We start from the raw sequence: 14,749 nt of genomic DNA, 5'->3' as shown, positions 1-14,749 counted from the left end.
CGGATGCCGGCGGCCTTGGCCCAGTTATGACACGTATCTTTGCTCAGGCCGAGCTGCCTGGCCGCTTCGGTGACGCTGCCGACACTATCCAGGACAGTGAAGAATTCGGCTTTCTGGGCCTGCGAGTATTTCCGGTTGGGCCCCTTGATCTTCCTTGCCCGTTTAGGCAATGCTCCGGTCTCGTGGACCCAGGCGTAGCAGGCGGCGGTGCTCAGCCCCAGCTCTGAAGCCGCAGCCGAGACGTTCCCGAGGCGGTCCAGGAGCGTGAAGAACTCGTCCTTCTGAGCCTGCGTATACTCCCGGCGGGGTTCCGAACCCTTCACACCCGACTTGAGGTGGATCCCTGCTTGCCGGACCCACTTGCGGCACGTTGCCGCCTTGAATCCGAGCTCTCTGGCCGCCGCGGCGGCACACTCCAGCCGCTCCAGCACAGCGAAGAATTCATCCTTCTCGGCCTGCGAGTACCGCCTGTAGGTGTTCTTCTGTGACGGCGTGGGCGGAGGACCCGATTTTCCCTTTAAAGAAGATTCTTGATTTGAAGACGGCAAGGTCGTTGCAACTCCCGAAAATCTGGGGTGTTGCAACGACCGCTAGAACTGAAGAACGCGGGGATTCCGCACGTCATGCCAGACGTAACTTCGGCTTAAAGGAAGTGCACCGCCGCCGCGGTCTACTTCGTCAGGGCGCGAGCAGCGGGCAGATGTTGGTTGCAGTGCCCGATCCGGAGAATCTTCTCAACTCCGTGAAATCCAGGTTGAGGGCATAGTTGACGTTGCCGGTCGTCAGGTAAAGGCCGTCAGGGGAGGGGAGGAGGAGCAGGTTCCTTCCCGTGGAAGTGACTTCGATCCTGTCGCTCAGGAATTCATAGCGGCTGACGCCGGTGATGACGTAATTGAGAGTCTTGCCGTTGGCCGTCAGTGTTATCTTCAGGCCCGGTGACGTGCTGATGACTATGCCGTTGGGCTTCGTGATGTTCTTGACCTTACCGGTGAGCTGTATGTCGACGGGAAAGCCGCAATTGGTCAAGGTCCCCGAAGCCGGAACAGGTGGCGTCGGCGGGCCCTTCCCTTCCGGTGGCGCCGCAGCGGCCGGGCTGGCTCCTGCGAGGGCCGCAGCAACAAGAGCCGTCGAAATTACCCATTTTTTCATGTTGTGCTCCCTAGATTTTTTGTGCCCGGAGTGGGCGCGCCGCGTGGAAGACGATTGAAGGCGGCGGTGCCCCAGCTTCCCTCCAGGACCTTGCAAAAACCTTGGAAGCGAAAACCCGAGGCCCCGGATCACGGGGATCCGGGGCCTCGGGTTGAGCGGCTGGCTGTTGCCGGCTTAGTACCAGTTGTGGGCGTAGTGGAAGTTCAGCGCGCCGCAGGGGGAGCCGTAGCGGTCCTTGACGTAGTCCAGGCCCCAGTTGATCTGGGTCCGGTAGTTCGTCATATAGTCAGCGCCGGCGCTCGCCATCTTTTCGGCCGGCAGGGACTGGACCACACCGTAGGCGCCGCTGCTGGCGTTGGTGGCGGTGGTCTTCCAGTCGGACTCCTTGGTCCAGAGCTTCGTCAGGCACTGCATCTCGCCGGCGGCCCAGCCGTAGGCGGGGAGCTGGGCGGCGGCGTAGGCCTGCGCCCCGGCGGGGTCATCGACGGCAACAGGGGGTGCGGGAGCCGGGGCCACTGCGGGAGCCGGGGCCACTGCGGGAGCCGGAGCAGGAGCCGGAGCCGGGGCCGCCGCCGGTTCTGGTGCAGGGGCCGCCGCTGGAACCGGTGCCGGTGCCGGCGTTTCCGCGGGCTTCACTTCGGAGGACTGGGGAGCGATGCTGCCTCCGGCTGCGGTGGCAGGCTGCGCCGCGATCTGGGCCTTCTCGAAGTTGAGCTTCGGCAGCGGATTTGCGGCCGTGGGGGACGCCTCGGAGGCCAGAGTGCCGGCGTTCGGGGCGGCGGTGTCGGAGGCCTGGACGGCAGCGCTGACTCCGACCAGCACCACGCAGGCGGCCGCGGTGACGACGGCAGCGCGGCGGCCGGTGGAGCCGATTCCGGCGGCAAAACGGGACAGTGCTGAAGCGGGCCGGGCCGGTTCGGCGCGGTGGCGCGAGTGGGTGGAACGGGATTTGGGTAAGGCGCCCTCGGGGCGCGTTTGTACCTTGGATTCAGTCATAATCGCCTCTCAACGCCGGCGGAGTTAGCTGTCGGGTTCGGATGGGAAGTCCGGCCGCACGGAATTTCACGTGTCGGCTTCACCCCAAGGGCGCATGCGTGCAAAATGCCCGGGACCTGGGTTCCCCACCTCTGCCTGGTCCAGCGGAATCCGGGAAGCGGCAGAGTTTGGCGTCCGTCCGGATATGCGGCCCCAATGGCGGCCGCACCCTAAAAACGGTACAGGAGCCGGGAGCTTAAGTCACATTTTGATAACAGGAACCACGACGGCGGTGCGTCGGCTTGCGCCCGCCGCGCTTTCGTTAACCGCCTGGCGGGGCCGGCGGAAAGCGCACGGCGAACTCCGTGCGGCCCGGCCGGGAGGTGACCTCGACGGTACCTCCGTGGGCCTCCGCGATCGACTGCACGATGGACAGCCCCAGCCCGCTGGTCCCCTCGGCGGTGGGCGAGACCGCGGTGGCAGGGGGCCCGCCGGCAGGCATCGCGGCCGTCTTCCCCGGCGCCCCGGCCGTGATGGCCGCCTCCGCCCTGGCGGGTGCCGCCGTCGTGACCGCCGGGTTCTTCCGCGCCGCGTCTGCCCGCGCGAAGCGGGCAAAGACCCGGCCGATGAACTCGGGCGCGATCCCGCTGCCGTTGTCCATCACCGTCAGCACGGCGCTGCCGTCCGCCGAACGCATCACGCCGGTGACCACCGTGGTCCCGGGCGTGGTGTGCTTGCGCGCATTCGAGAGCAGGTTGGCCAGCACCTGGTGGAGCTGGGTCGCATCGCCGCGCACCACCACCGGTTCTTCCGGGAGCTCCAGTTGCCAGACACGGTCCGGGGCCATGACCTTCTCGTCGCTGACGCTCTCGATCGCCAGCTGCGTGAGGTCGACGTCGCTGAGCTTCAGCGGCTGGCCCTCGTCCAGCCGCGCCAGCAGCAGCAGATCCTCCACCAGGGTGGTCATCCGCACGGACTGGCTCTGCACCCGCGCGAGGGATCTTTCCCCGTCCGGCGTGAAATGCTCGGTCATCCGCATCAGCTCGGTGTAGCCGCGGATGGCGGTCAGCGGGGTGCGCAGCTCGTGCGAGGCGTCGGCCACGAACTGGCGCACCTTCATCTCGCTGACCTGCCGCGCCTCGAGCGCGTTGGAGACGTTCTCCAGCATCTGGTTCAGCGCGTAGCCCACGCTGCCCACTTCCGTTCCGGGATGGGCGGCCGACGCCGGGACCCGCACCGCGAGTGCCACCTCGCCGGCGTCGAGCGGGAGGCGGGACACCTTGGTGGCCACCTCGGACAGCTGCTCAAGCGGTTTCATGGTCCGCCGGATCAGCGCGGTCCCGGCGAGGCCGATCAGCACGAGGCCGCCGGCGGAGACCACCACCATGGTCCAGACCAGTGAGGTCAGGGTGTTCTGCTTGTCGGCCAGCGGCAGCCCGGTGACGATCACGTCACCGTAGGGTGCCTGCACGGCGGTCAGCCGGTAGGCGCCGGCGGAGAGAGTGCGGTCCACGGGGATGCCGTTGGGCGTCAGGGCGAGGAGGGCATGGCCGTCGTCGGGGGACAGGCCCTTCCGGGTGGCGTCCTCGGCAAGGAAACCGGCGCTGCTGACCGCGCCGCCCAGGATCCGGGCGTTGAGGGTGCCGATGCCCTGGCCCCGCGCCTCGAGGGGATCCGGCCGGCCGACCCCGGTGTTTCCCGGGGCCGGACGGCCGAATTCCCGCGCGCGGCCGGAGGCCTGGTCAAGCTGGGTGTCGAGCTGACGGGTGAGGAAGAGGTCCATGGAGGCATAGCTGAACAGTCCGACAGCGCCGCAGATGGCCACGAGCAGGGCCATCGCAACGAGGACCAGACGGGTGCGCAGATGCCAGGTGGAGGGGTTGCGCCAGTCTCGGCCCGGGGGGCGGCTGGCGCCGGAGAGGGTGGGCACCGGCTACTCTGCCGGCTTCAGGACATACCCGGCCCCGCGCACCGTATGGATCATGGGCGTGTGGTTGGCGTCGACCTTCTTGCGCAGGTAGGAGATGTACAGCTCGACGATGTTGGCCTGTCCGCCGAAGTCATAGTCCCAGACCCGGTCCAGGATCTGGGCCTTGCTGATGACGCGCTTGGGGTTCTCCATGAGGTAGCGCAGCAGTTCGAACTGCGTGGCCGTGAGGTGCAGTTCCGCGCCGGCCCGCGTGACTTCCCGGGTGTCGACGTTGAGGACGAGGTCCCCGACGACGAGTTCCGCGGTGTCCATGGCGGCGACACCGGAGCGCTGCACCAGCCGGTGCAGGCGCAGCAGTACTTCCTCCATGCTGAACGGCTTGGTGACGTAGTCATCCCCGCCGGCGGCCAGGCCGGTGATCTTGTCCTGCACGGCGTCCTTGGCGGTCAGGAACAGGGCGGGCACCTCCGGCGCGAAGGCGCGGATCCTGCCCAGCAGCTCCACGCCGTCGAACCCGGGAAGCATGACGTCGAGCACCAGCACGTCCGGGCGGAACTCCTTGGCAAGCTTGACCGCCTCGGGACCGTCGGCGGCGACGGCCACGGACCAGCCTGCCATCCGCAGGCCCATGCTCATGAGCTCGGACAGGCTGGGCTCGTCGTCCACGACCAGCGCGCGGATGGGCGAGCCGTCCGGATGCGTGAGCTGGGGAAGGTTGTTGGTCATGGAGTGTGAAGTGGCCATGGGACAACTCTCTGTTCTGGGCGTTAGGTGCGGCTTTGCGGATCCTGTGCGGCGCCTGTGAATCCCAGCGTAGCGAGCTGGGTGCATCCGCGGGCATCTGCTGAGCCGGCAGCCGGTGCACCGGCGGCCTTTCGCGGCGGCCGGCAGGTCACAGCCACGGCTGGTGAGCCGCACAGCGCAGGCACAGGATTGCCCAGCACCCTGATGGGGACCTCGATTCCGTCCCCATTGAAGGAGAACGCCATGAGCGGACAGCAGCCCGGGCCCGTGCCGGAAACCACCCCGGACGGCGCCGCGGCGCCCGGGTGGGGTGCGCCCGGTTCGGGTGCCCCCGGTTCGGGTGCCCCCGGTTGGGGCGCACCGCCGCAGGATTTGGCCGGGCCGGCCCAGGGCCGGGGCGCGGCGGGGGTACCTCGACGGGGAAGTCCGACCGCGAAACCCTGGACCCTCAAGCGCGGCCTCGTCGTCGCCGGTGCCGCCGTGGTGCTCGCGGCCGGTGCCGGATTCGGGGTCTACGCCCTGACGTCCAATTCGGCGGCGGCCGATGGAACGGCAGCCGCCGGAACGGCACCCGTCGGCCCCGGCGGCCAGGGCTTCGCCCCGGGCGGCACCGGCGGGCAGGGCTTCGCCCCGGGCGGCACCGGCGGCCAGGGCGGCGCCGGTAACTTCGCGCCCGGCGGCGTAGGCGGGGGGCTTACCGCTGCCGTGCACGCCGAGTACGTCGTCCTGCAGGGCGGCGCCTACGTCGCCAAGGCCGAACAGCTCGGCACCGTGACCGAGATCAGCCAGGGTTCCGTCACCGTGAAGAGCAGCGACGGCTTCACGCGCAGCTACCCGCTGGGCGCCGATGTGGTCGTGGGCAGGCAGCAACAAAGGCGTCAGCAAGGCGGAGGCAGTACCGGCAGCCAGCTGGGCGTGGCGGACATCGTCGCCGGGGCGTCGGTGCGGATCGTGGCCGTCAAGAACGGTGCTGACTACGCAGCTGAGTCGGTGGTGGTGGCGGCAACGGCGGCTGCCACCGGCCAGACCAACTGAGCCAGCTGAGCCTGAGGAACTGAGCCAACTAATCCTGACGAACTGAGCCTTAACGGGCCCGGACCGGAGAAAACATCCCCCGCAGTCCGCAGCCCGAAGCCAGGCCCGGGCCGGACAGCGCGGCCACTCCGTGGACGGTGGACAGAGGTTGCGCGGGCAGGACAGTTTCGCCGGGTTACATTACAGTGAAGGATTCCGGAGACAACGGGGTCATCGCCGAACAATGTTCGACGATGGTCCCGATCGACCTCCTAAAGGCATTAAATATGTCTTATTTCATCGTCCATACGGAATTGTGACTTGCACTACATTTCGGCATTCTGTCTCAGGATGTGGAACCTGCGGCCCTTTGTTACTTGCAAGTTCCCATTGTTACGATGCACACTTCAATTGTGAACAAGAACTCAACAGCACCTGCACCCGCAGCTTCCTGGATCAGCACACCCGCTGTAACCGAGATGCGCTGTTGTCGAATGCACGCCTAACTTTTACACCCCAAAGGTTTCTAGGCATTCGCCCCCAGCCCAGCGTCGGGCGCCCCTCCCCAGTTTTCATTGCGGGGAAAGACAGCATTCGAGCCGCGATGACGGCCATTCACATTGAGGTAAGCATTCATGTCAGTTGCATCTGGATACGTCCACATCTCCGTCCGTAATGCCGGCAAGGCCGGCCAGGCCTCCGGCATCCGCCAGGGCTTCGGCGGCGGCGCGGCCTTCACTCCCGCCGGCTCTGGCAACAGCTTCCCGGCGCCCGGCTACGCCGCCCAGGGCTACAACCCCAACTCGTACGGCCAGTTGCGCGCCGTTCCCGCCGCGCCGGCCACGGCGCCCGCCCCCGTGATTGCCCCCGGTGCCGCCGGCGCAGACCGTCCGGCTGCGGCCGACAACGTTGCCCGCGGCTTCGTGCTGTACATGGGCATCGACGAAGATACTGCGGCGGCTGCCGGCACTTCCATTGCCAAGCTCGCCCAGGAGATCCGCGCCTACGCACAGTCCCTCGTCTCCGGCGCCGAAAGCTACGCCGCCGTCGCCGTGGCACCGGCCAGCGCCCCGGGTTCCGCACTCGACGTCGTCCGCTCCACCTTCGGTGACCCGACAGCCGGCCCCCGCCAGCGTACGGAGACAGCACGCCCGCAGCCGCAGGACGCGCGCCCCTCCGGCGTGCTGATCGACCTCGCCCGCCGTGAGGTACACCTCGACGGCGAATCCCTGAACCTCACGTTCAAGGAATTCGAGCTCCTGAACTACCTCGTCGAAAACGGCACCCGCACCGTGGGCCGTGACGAACTGCTCGAAGGGCTCTGGCGCAACGCCGAAGAGGTGCCGAACGAGCGCACCATCGACGTCCACATCCGCCGCCTGCGCTCCAAGCTCGGACGCCTGGCCAACACCGTGCGGACCGTGCGCGGCCAGGGCTACCGGTTCTACGAGCACCCCGAGGTCGTCGTCTGGGCCGCTCCGGAATACTCCATCTAGGTGCGTCGGTAGTGGTTTGACGGTTCCGCAGGTTTGCGCCGTGATGGCCGGAGGCCGGTCTCCTTTTCCTGGAAAGGGGGCCGGCCTCTTGGCATTTTGGTGGATGGAAGCCTGGAAGGCTCCTACGGGGTGTAGCGGGGGTGATGCAGGTTCGGTTCCGGGACACCGTCCCCCGGCGGTGTTCAGGCAGTGGCGGTGCGGTAACTGAAGAGTTTGAGCAGGTTGTGGCAGCCGGCCATCAGCTTCCATTCCCCGGATGCCTTCTCCAGCCCGCGCAACAGGACATGCTTGCCTTGCCGTGTGTTGATCTGTCCGAATACCGGTTCGACGATGGCTTTGCGCCGGGCGTAGACCGCTTTGCCCTTCTTCGTTTTCAGTTTCCGGGCCATCCGATCGGCCGGGGTCGCGTCCGCCGGGATCCTGCCCCTGGGCGATTCCGGGACGGGACGCCCGTGTTTCATCCGCCTTGTGGAGATGAAGAATTCGGTGCCGCCACCGGCTTCAAGGTCCCTGACGTGTTCCAGGTTCGCCGCCGAGCAGTACCCGGCGTCGGCGCTCCACTTCCCGGGCATGGCTTCCAGGGTGTCCTGCACGTTCTGAACCATCGGGACCAGTTGCTGCACGTCCACCGCGGTGTTGTTCAGTTCGGTGGCAACGATGACCTGGTGATCTTTATCAACGACGCCCTGGCCGTTGTAGCAGTAGTGGTAGGAACCGTCCGCGGTCTTCATGATCCTCGCGTCGGGGTCCGTGAAGTTGCGCTGGGCCGTGGGCTTGGGCACCGCCGCGGCAGCGGCGGCATCGCCCTTGCCGGAGACATCCCCGTCGTCGTCCCCGCGGGCCCGGGCCTTCTCCTGGGCCTCACGGCGCGCCTTGTCCGCGGCTTCAGCCTCGATGGACGCCCGGGCGGTCTTCATCGCCTCGGCGCGCCGGGCCCGGTTGGCCAGTTCGGCCGGGAGTTCATCGCCGCGTTTGCCCGGCCCGAAACGGGCGTCCTCGGCCGCGTCCACGGTCTTGGCCTCCGCCATCAGGTCGCTGATCTCATCGGCCAGGACCTTCTGCTTCTCCGTCAACCGGGCATAGCTCATGGCCTTGTGCCGGGAGGCGTTGGCACGCACCTTCGTCCCGTCCAGTGCGACATGGCCCAGCGAGACCATGCCCGCGGCCCGGCACAGCTCCAGCGCCTGGAGGAACACGTTGGCCAGCGCCGCGAGGTGGCGTTCGCGGAACCGTCCGATCGAGCGGAAATCCGGGGCCTGCTGGGCACACAACCAACGGAACGCGACCACATCCGTGCACGCCCGCTCCAGCTCCCGCGAGGACCGCACCCCCACGCAATACCCGTAAAGCACGATCCGCAGCATCAACCGCGGATCATACGGCGGCTGGCCCTTGGCCTTGGCATAGGAAGCATAAAACCGGGTCAGATCCAGTTCCCGTCCACAAGCTCGCCAATGAACCGGGCCAGATGACCCTGCGGCAACCACTCCTCCAGCGACGGCGGGACCAGCATCACCGCATCAGGCTCAAACGACTTGAAGCGTTTGTTGACCCCGCCATTGGCATCCATCGGCACATCGGTGGGCTGCTCGACACGCTCCACGAGCGACTCGTCAAACAAACCATCCTGCGCGGAAGAACCGGTATCCATGCCCCTAATCCTCCCAGCCACCCCTATCGTGACCCGGTTAATCCGCCGGCGTTTTAAAAACCGGCACCCTCACTACTGACGCACCTAGCTGTTCTGACCTGTCCGCGGCCTGGTGCGCGGTTCGAATGGCCGACTCAACCGGGGAGGCCGGAGTTGCTCTTCGTATGCGAGGTCTTCCAGTAGCTTAGGTTCGTGTCCGAGGGGGCGTAATGGAGTAGGCCTGAACCAGGGCCTCCTACGTTGCGGGAGAGGGAGGCCCTGGTGGCTTTTTTGGCACCAGGGATCAGGTGCCACGACGGAGTGAAAGCGTCGGGGCGCTATCGGCCGGCGTAGGGGTCGGCGATGCCGATGTACTGGGTGTACAGGTATTCCTCGATACCTTCGAGACCGCCTTCGCGGCCCAGGCCGGACTGCTTGACGCCGCCGAAGGGGGCGGCGGCGTTGGAGATGACGCCGGCGTTCAGGCCGAGCATGCCGGTCTCGAGGCGTTCGCCCATCCGGATGCCGCGGTTCAGGTCGCGGGTGAAGACGTAGGCCACGAGCCCGTATTCGGTGTTGTTGGCGAGCCGGACGGCCTCGTCCTCGGTGTCGAAGGTGATGATCGGGGCGACGGGGCCGAAGATTTCCTCGGAGAGGATCCGGGTGCCCTCGGTGACGCCGGTGAGGATGGTGGGCTGGTAGAAGTAGCCCGGGCCATCCACCGGGCCGCCGCCGGCTACAGCCACGGCGCCGGCTGCGACGGCGTCGGTGACGAGTTCGTGGACCTTGTCCCGGCTCTTGGCATCGATCAGCGGGCCGACCTTGGACTCGGCCTCAGTGCCCCGGGCGGTGGTCATGTCCGCCATCTTCGCGGCAAATTTCTGTGCGAACTCGTCCGCGACGGACTCGTGCACGATGAAGCGGTTCGCCGCGGTGCAGGCCTCGCCCATGTTCCGCAGCTTCGCCAGCATCGCCCCCGCGACGGCGGCATCGACGTCGGCGTCCTCGAACACCACGAACGGGGCGTTCCCGCCAAGCTCCATCGAGGTCCGTAGGACCGTTTCGGAGGCATCCGAGAGCAGGCGGCGGCCCACCTCGGTGGAGCCGGTGAAGGAGAGCTTGCGCAGGCGCTGGTCCTTGATCAGCGGCCCGGTGGTGGCGCCGGCGGTGGAGGTGGGGATGACGTTCAGGACGCCGGCGGGCAGGCCGGCTTCCATCATCACCGCGGCGAACAGCTGGGAGGTCAGCGGGGTCAGGTTCGCGGACTTGAGCACCATGGTGCAGCCGGCCGCGACGGCGGGGGCGATCTTGCGGGTGGCCATCGCCAGCGGGAAGTTCCACGGCGTGATCAGCAGGCACGGGCCCACCGGCTTCTTCGTCACCAGCAGCCGGGACTTCCCGTCCGGGGAGACCGAGTAGCGGCCAAAGGCGCGGACTGCTTCCTCGGAGAACCAGCGCAGGAACTCGGCACCGTAGGTGACCTCGCCGCGCGCCTCGGCCAGCGGCTTGCCCATCTCCAGGGTCATCAGCAGCCCAAAGTCCTCGGCCCGCTCGGTGACCAGTTCAAAGGCGCGGCGCAGGATCTCCCCGCGCTCCCGGGCCGGGACCTTGGCCCAGGACTCCTGCGCGGCAGCGGCCGCGTCCAGGGCCGCCCTGCCGTCCTCGGGACCGGCGTCGGCGATGCTGAGCAGCACCTTGCCCGTGGCCGGGTCCTCGACGTCGAAGGTCTTCCCGGACGCGGCCGGACGCCACTCGCCGTTGATCAGCAGCCCCGTCGGGACCGAGGCCAGCAGGGCATTTTCTTCGTCAGGTGAGACGGACATTCGTTTTCCATTCGTCGGGTGAATCTGGGGGCTACGGTCGGCGCGCTGTTTGGCGGGCCGTATCAAGTCGACCCGAGGCTGGTGATTTCTGGGGGATTAAGGACACTCGCCGGGATGCTGAACGAGACGGCGGGACGGAGGCCTTTGCCGGCTGCTGTCGATGTCCCGGCGGCGCGTGAGGTGGGTGTGGCTGATGGAAGTGTTCGTTTAGTAGGCCTTGACTCGTTGTTCGACGACGAGGTGGATGAGTGCGAATACCTTGTCCTCTTCGATGGCCGTCAGTGCCGTCGTGATGGCTGCGGGGATGTCCTGGTCTCTGTCGACCTTGATGCCGTAGCCGCCAAACGCTGTGGCCATCAGGGAAAAGTCCGGGTTTTTGAGCTGCGTGCCGGAGACCCGGTCCGGATAGTGGCGTTCCTGGTGGGTGCGGATGGTCCCGTATTCCTGGTTGTCCATGACGATGACCAGGGGTGTGGCGCCGTACTGTGCGGCGGTGGCGAGTTCCTGGCCGTTCATGAGGAATTCGCCGTCGCCGGCGATGGTCACCACGCGGCGGCCGGGGTGGGCCAGGGACGCTGCGATGGCTGAAGGGATGGAGTAGCCCATGGAGCCGTTCCGGGCGCTGATCATCGAGGCGTAGCCCCGGGTGGGGAAGTATCGGTGGGCCCAGTTGGTATGTTCGCCGGCGCCGAAGGTGACGATCGCGTCGTTGGGCAGTGTGGGGACGAGGTTGGCCATGAGGGTGTCCATCCGGGCCGGTCCCGTGCCCGGGGCGGATGGCGGGAGTGCGGCGAAGGATTCCTGTTCGGCGCGCATTCGGGCGGTCCAGGTCTTCCATTCGGGCTTGACCACGGGCTCGATCCTGGCCAGGTCCCGGACGAAGCCGTCCGGTTTGGCGAGGATCTGCCGTGAGACGGGTCCGGAGCGTCCGCGGAGGGAGGGGTCGATGGTGACGAGGAAGTTCTTTTTCTTCCAGTCCTGGCGGCAGAGGAAGCCGTCGGTGATGACGTCGCCGGGGACCGTGCCGACGAAGATGAGAAGGTCGGTCTCTTCCAGCAGATCGTAGGTCGGGCGGGGGCGGCCGTAGCCGATTGGTCCGACGTAGGAGGGGGAATCGAACGGGACGGTTCCCTGCGTGCGCCATTCCGCCGCGGCCGGGATGTGGTGCTTTTCCAGCCACCGGGTGAGCTGGTCCGCGCCGTCCTGGGTCCAGTCGTTCCCGCCGGTCACGAATAAAGGCTTGCGGGAGCGGGCGAGGGCGGCGGCGAGTGCTTCGGAGTCCGCGGTTGTCATTCCCCCGGTGGCGACGGGGATGGGTGGGTGCAGTTCCGGGTCGATCTGCTCGCGGATGACGTCTTCCGGCAGGCCCACCACCACGGGCCCGGGGCGTCCGCTCATCGCGGCGAAGAATGCTTCTGCCACGATTTCGGAGGCGCGCTCAGGGTGGTCGAGGACCATCACGCGTTTGGCGCCGGTGTCGAACCAGGCCCTGATGTCGAATTCCTGGAAGGCCTCGCGGTCCCGGTGCGCGAAGGGAATGAGGCCGACGAAGAGCACCATTGGAGTGGAGTCCTGCCAGGCCGTGTGCAGTCCGACGTGGGCGTTGGCGGCACCGGGCCCCCGGGTCACCATGGCGATGCCTGGCAGCTGGTTCAGCTTTCCATCCGCTTCCGCCATGTAGCTGGCGCCGCCTTCGTGACGGCAGACGATGGTTTCGATCGAAGAGGTGTGCAGTCCGTCCAGGACGTCGAGATAGCTCTCCCCGGGGACTACGTGGGCGCGCCGGACTCCGTGCGCGACGAGGGAGTCGACAATGACGTGACCTGCGGATTTCAGTGCGGGGGCGCCCCCGGAAGCAGGGACCTGCAGTGGTGCGATGGCGGTCTGGGTCATCGTCCGCCGTCTTTCGGGTCGAGGGGCCCGGCTGGCACGTCCTGATGACTGCCGGCGCGTCGGGCGTGGCCGGCTCTCGGATGGTCGGTGTCGCCGGCTGACTTCATTGATGTTTCCTTGTCTGCGTTGTGCTGGTTCATTTGGCTGCTGCGCAGCGGTACTGCTGCCTGGTTGTGTCGGGGCGCGGATTTCGACGCGGAACTGATTTCCAGGACGAAGGGATGGTGTAGCCGGCGGATGGACCGGTCCCGTGGCGTCGTGGACGAGTAAACGGTCTGCAGCCGGGACAACGTGTAGCTTCCCAGTGGCGGATCGGCTTTCCCTTGTGGGTCGGTTTCCCGGGGGCGTTGCCTACCCGGAGGCCTTGCCGAGCCGTCGTTCCTCGCGTGTTTGGCCGTACGGCACGTCGGGGTGAAGGGTGACGGTGAAGTCGTTATAGGCGTGCTGGGTGACCAGGATCCCGTGACGGCCCACTGCCATGGCTTGTGTGATGGCCGTGTCGACGGCGGCGGTCAGGTTGGTTTGGATGGCGTCGGGGTCTTCGCCGCTGACGTTCAGGGTCAGGGTGGTCGGGCGCATGGTTCCTGCTTTCTTCCGGTTGCGGCGGCGGATGCAGTGGGGGTCGCCTCGCGCGTTGGCGGGAGCGGCATGGCCTCGGAAGGACAGCCGCTCCCGCTGCGGTTGGTGGTGGCGAAGGGTGGTGTCAGGCGTGGAGGGCGGCTGCTTGTTCGAGGTTCTGGCCTTTGGTTTCGGGGGCCATGAAGAAGCTGACGGCTGCGCCGAGCAGTGCGATGCCGGCGGCGATCCACATGGTGCCGGAGAGCCCGAGGTGGGTCAGGGCCAGCGGGGTGGCGAAGGTGCCGATGGCGGCGCCGATGCGGCTGGTGCCGGTGCAGAGACCGACGGCGGTTGCCCGGACTTTGGTGGGGAAGAGCTCGTTGGGGTAGATCCATTCCAGGATCGAGGGGCCGCCGTTGAAGATGGCGTAGAAGGCGAAGGCCAGGGCGATCAGGCCCAGGGGTGCGGTGGGGAAGAGGGCCAGGAACAGCAGGCCGACGCCGGAGAGGATGAAGCCCCAGATCAGGACGGGCCGGCGGCCGAACTTGTCCACGACGAGGAGGGCGGCGACGTTGCCGACGAGGAAGAACAGGTTGATCAGGCCGTAGCCGATGTTGGCTTCGTCGCCGGACTGGAGGTTGAACAGGGCCAGGATCTGGGGTCCGAAGGCGTAGATGGAGAACAGGGTGACGATGGTGCAGGTCCAGAAGATGGAGATGAAGATGACCCGGTGCAGGTAGCCGCCGGTCAGGACCAGTTTGAAGGCTTTTTTGGTGCTGAGTTTGGCCGCGTTGGGGTCGTGGGCGGTGATGCCGTCCAGGGTGGCGCCCGCGCCGATGGTCTTTTTCAGGATGTCCAGGGCTTCCTGGTGGCGGCCTTTGCCGACGAGCCAGTGGGGGGATTCGGGGATGGTGGCCCGGGCGATGAGGATCAGGACGGCGGGCACGGCGGAGGAGAGCAGCATCCAGCGCCATCCGTCTTCGAAGGAAAGGAGCCAGTAGCCGACGAAGGCGGCGACGGTGGCGCCGACGAACCACATGGCGTTCAGCCCGCCGAGGAGCCGGGCACGCCAGGTGGCGGGGACGAATTCGGCGACCAGGGCGGTCGCGATGGGGTAGTCGGCTCCGACGGCGATGCCGATGAGCAGCCGCAGGACGAACAGCTGCCAGGGTTCCTGGACGAAGAACTGGGCGATGGAGAACACGATGATGGCCATGAGGTCGATCGTGTACATGAGTTTGCGCCCGATTTTGTCGGTGATGTTGCCGAAGATCAGGCCGCCGAGGAAGACACCGATCAGGGCGGAGGCGCCGATCAGGCCGTTCCACCAGTCATTCATCTGCCAGGCCGGGATGATCTGCACCAGGGCGATGCCGATGATGGCCAGGATGTATCCGTCGAGGAACGGGCCCCCTGAGCTGAAAAGGGTGAGGCGTTTGTGGAAGGAGTTCAGCGGCGCTGAATCGATGGTCATTTGAGACGCAGGTGCTGGTGCGTGGGAAAGCATGGTGATTCCGATCTGGGATGAGGGAAAACG

The 14,749-nt window shown here is 66.9% G+C and carries 10 protein-coding genes, 1 pseudogene and 1 riboswitch; of the genes and pseudogenes, 2 read left to right on the top strand and 9 right to left on the bottom strand.

Annotated features, from left to right (window positions below):
* Nucleotides 1-678 precede the first annotated feature (678 nt).
* The 4 genes from ACQCSZ_RS17535 to ACQCSZ_RS17520 form a co-directional block, all read right to left on the bottom strand.
* Nucleotides 679-1,149: a hypothetical protein gene (locus ACQCSZ_RS17535; RefSeq protein WP_427004968.1), complete on the bottom strand. Its 471-nt coding sequence runs from the start codon at nucleotides 1,147-1,149 to the stop codon at nucleotides 679-681.
* Nucleotides 1,150-1,323: 174 nt separating this feature from the next.
* On the bottom strand, nucleotides 1,324-2,145 hold the full coding sequence (locus ACQCSZ_RS17530) for a hypothetical protein (RefSeq protein ID WP_427004967.1): 822 nt from the start codon (nucleotides 2,143-2,145) through the stop codon (nucleotides 1,324-1,326).
* Nucleotides 2,144-2,301: riboswitch (cyclic di-AMP (ydaO/yuaA leader) on the bottom strand. Its footprint overlaps the gene before it by 2 nt.
* A 145-nt stretch (nucleotides 2,302-2,446) precedes the next feature.
* Nucleotides 2,447-4,054: a HAMP domain-containing sensor histidine kinase gene (locus tag ACQCSZ_RS17525; protein ID WP_427004966.1), complete on the bottom strand. Its 1,608-nt coding sequence runs from the start codon at nucleotides 4,052-4,054 to the stop codon at nucleotides 2,447-2,449.
* 3 nt (nucleotides 4,055-4,057) lie between these two features.
* A complete protein-coding gene (locus ACQCSZ_RS17520; RefSeq protein WP_427004965.1) occupies nucleotides 4,058-4,798 on the bottom strand; it encodes a response regulator transcription factor in 741 nt (246 codons plus the stop codon).
* Nucleotides 4,799-5,041: 243 nt separating this feature from the next.
* On the opposite strand from ACQCSZ_RS17520, the gene ACQCSZ_RS17515 reads away from it, so the two are divergent.
* Together ACQCSZ_RS17515 and ACQCSZ_RS17510 are read left to right on the top strand one after the other, a co-directional pair.
* The gene (locus tag ACQCSZ_RS17515; RefSeq protein WP_427004964.1) at nucleotides 5,042-5,833 is read left to right on the top strand and encodes a hypothetical protein; all 792 of its coding nucleotides are present in this window, start codon (nucleotides 5,042-5,044) and stop codon (nucleotides 5,831-5,833) included.
* Nucleotides 5,834-6,447: 614 nt separating this feature from the next.
* Nucleotides 6,448-7,308 carry a winged helix-turn-helix domain-containing protein gene (locus tag ACQCSZ_RS17510; RefSeq protein ID WP_427004963.1) on the top strand — a complete coding sequence of 287 codons (861 nt, stop codon included), beginning with the start codon at nucleotides 6,448-6,450 and terminating at the stop codon, nucleotides 7,306-7,308.
* 182 nt (nucleotides 7,309-7,490) lie between these two features.
* On the opposite strand, the pseudogene ACQCSZ_RS17505 reads toward ACQCSZ_RS17510, so the two are convergent.
* From ACQCSZ_RS17505 to ACQCSZ_RS17485, 5 genes and pseudogenes are all read right to left on the bottom strand, one after another.
* A pseudogene (locus tag ACQCSZ_RS17505) lies at nucleotides 7,491-8,878 on the bottom strand (IS1182 family transposase).
* Between the two features lie 398 nt (nucleotides 8,879-9,276).
* Complete coding sequence (locus ACQCSZ_RS17500) at nucleotides 9,277-10,761, bottom strand: NAD-dependent succinate-semialdehyde dehydrogenase (RefSeq protein WP_427004962.1); 1,485 nt, start codon at nucleotides 10,759-10,761, stop codon at nucleotides 9,277-9,279.
* 207 nt (nucleotides 10,762-10,968) lie between these two features.
* Nucleotides 10,969-12,654 (bottom strand): thiamine pyrophosphate-dependent enzyme, encoded by a 1,686-nt coding sequence (locus ACQCSZ_RS17495; RefSeq protein ID WP_427004961.1) that lies wholly within the window; start codon nucleotides 12,652-12,654, stop codon nucleotides 10,969-10,971.
* A 351-nt stretch (nucleotides 12,655-13,005) separates the two neighbouring features.
* Nucleotides 13,006-13,233 (bottom strand): hypothetical protein, encoded by a 228-nt coding sequence (locus tag ACQCSZ_RS17490; protein WP_427004960.1) that lies wholly within the window; start codon nucleotides 13,231-13,233, stop codon nucleotides 13,006-13,008.
* A 124-nt stretch (nucleotides 13,234-13,357) separates the two neighbouring features.
* Entirely contained in the window at nucleotides 13,358-14,686 is a 1,329-nt protein-coding gene (locus ACQCSZ_RS17485) for an MFS transporter (protein ID WP_427004959.1), read from the bottom strand.
* Nucleotides 14,687-14,749: the final 63 nt, after the last annotated feature.

Origin of the sequence: Pseudarthrobacter sp. H2 (genome assembly GCF_050157045.1) — a bacterium.
Classification (GTDB): Bacteria; Actinomycetota; Actinomycetes; order Actinomycetales; family Micrococcaceae; genus Arthrobacter.
This window is presented reverse-complemented; position numbering and strand designations above follow the sequence as displayed.

Excerpts from the sequence above, each read along its gene's own strand:
- ACQCSZ_RS17535 (WP_427004968.1), bottom strand. The coding sequence starts at position 1,149 with ATGAAAAAATGGGTAATTTCGACGGCTCTTGTTGCTGCGGCCCTCGCA.
- ACQCSZ_RS17530 (WP_427004967.1), bottom strand. The coding sequence starts at position 2,145 with ATGACTGAATCCAAGGTACAAACGCGCCCCGAGGGCGCCTTACCCAAA.
- ACQCSZ_RS17520 (WP_427004965.1), bottom strand. The coding sequence starts at position 4,798 with ATGGCCACTTCACACTCCATGACCAACAACCTTCCCCAGCTCACGCAT.
- ACQCSZ_RS17515 (WP_427004964.1), top strand. The coding sequence starts at position 5,042 with ATGAGCGGACAGCAGCCCGGGCCCGTGCCGGAAACCACCCCGGACGGC.
- ACQCSZ_RS17510 (WP_427004963.1), top strand. The coding sequence starts at position 6,448 with ATGTCAGTTGCATCTGGATACGTCCACATCTCCGTCCGTAATGCCGGC.
- ACQCSZ_RS17500 (WP_427004962.1), bottom strand. The coding sequence starts at position 10,761 with ATGTCCGTCTCACCTGACGAAGAAAATGCCCTGCTGGCCTCGGTCCCG.
- ACQCSZ_RS17495 (WP_427004961.1), bottom strand. The coding sequence starts at position 12,654 with ATGACCCAGACCGCCATCGCACCACTGCAGGTCCCTGCTTCCGGGGGC.
- ACQCSZ_RS17490 (WP_427004960.1), bottom strand. The coding sequence starts at position 13,233 with ATGCGCCCGACCACCCTGACCCTGAACGTCAGCGGCGAAGACCCCGAC.
- ACQCSZ_RS17485 (WP_427004959.1), bottom strand. The coding sequence starts at position 14,686 with ATGACCATCGATTCAGCGCCGCTGAACTCCTTCCACAAACGCCTCACC.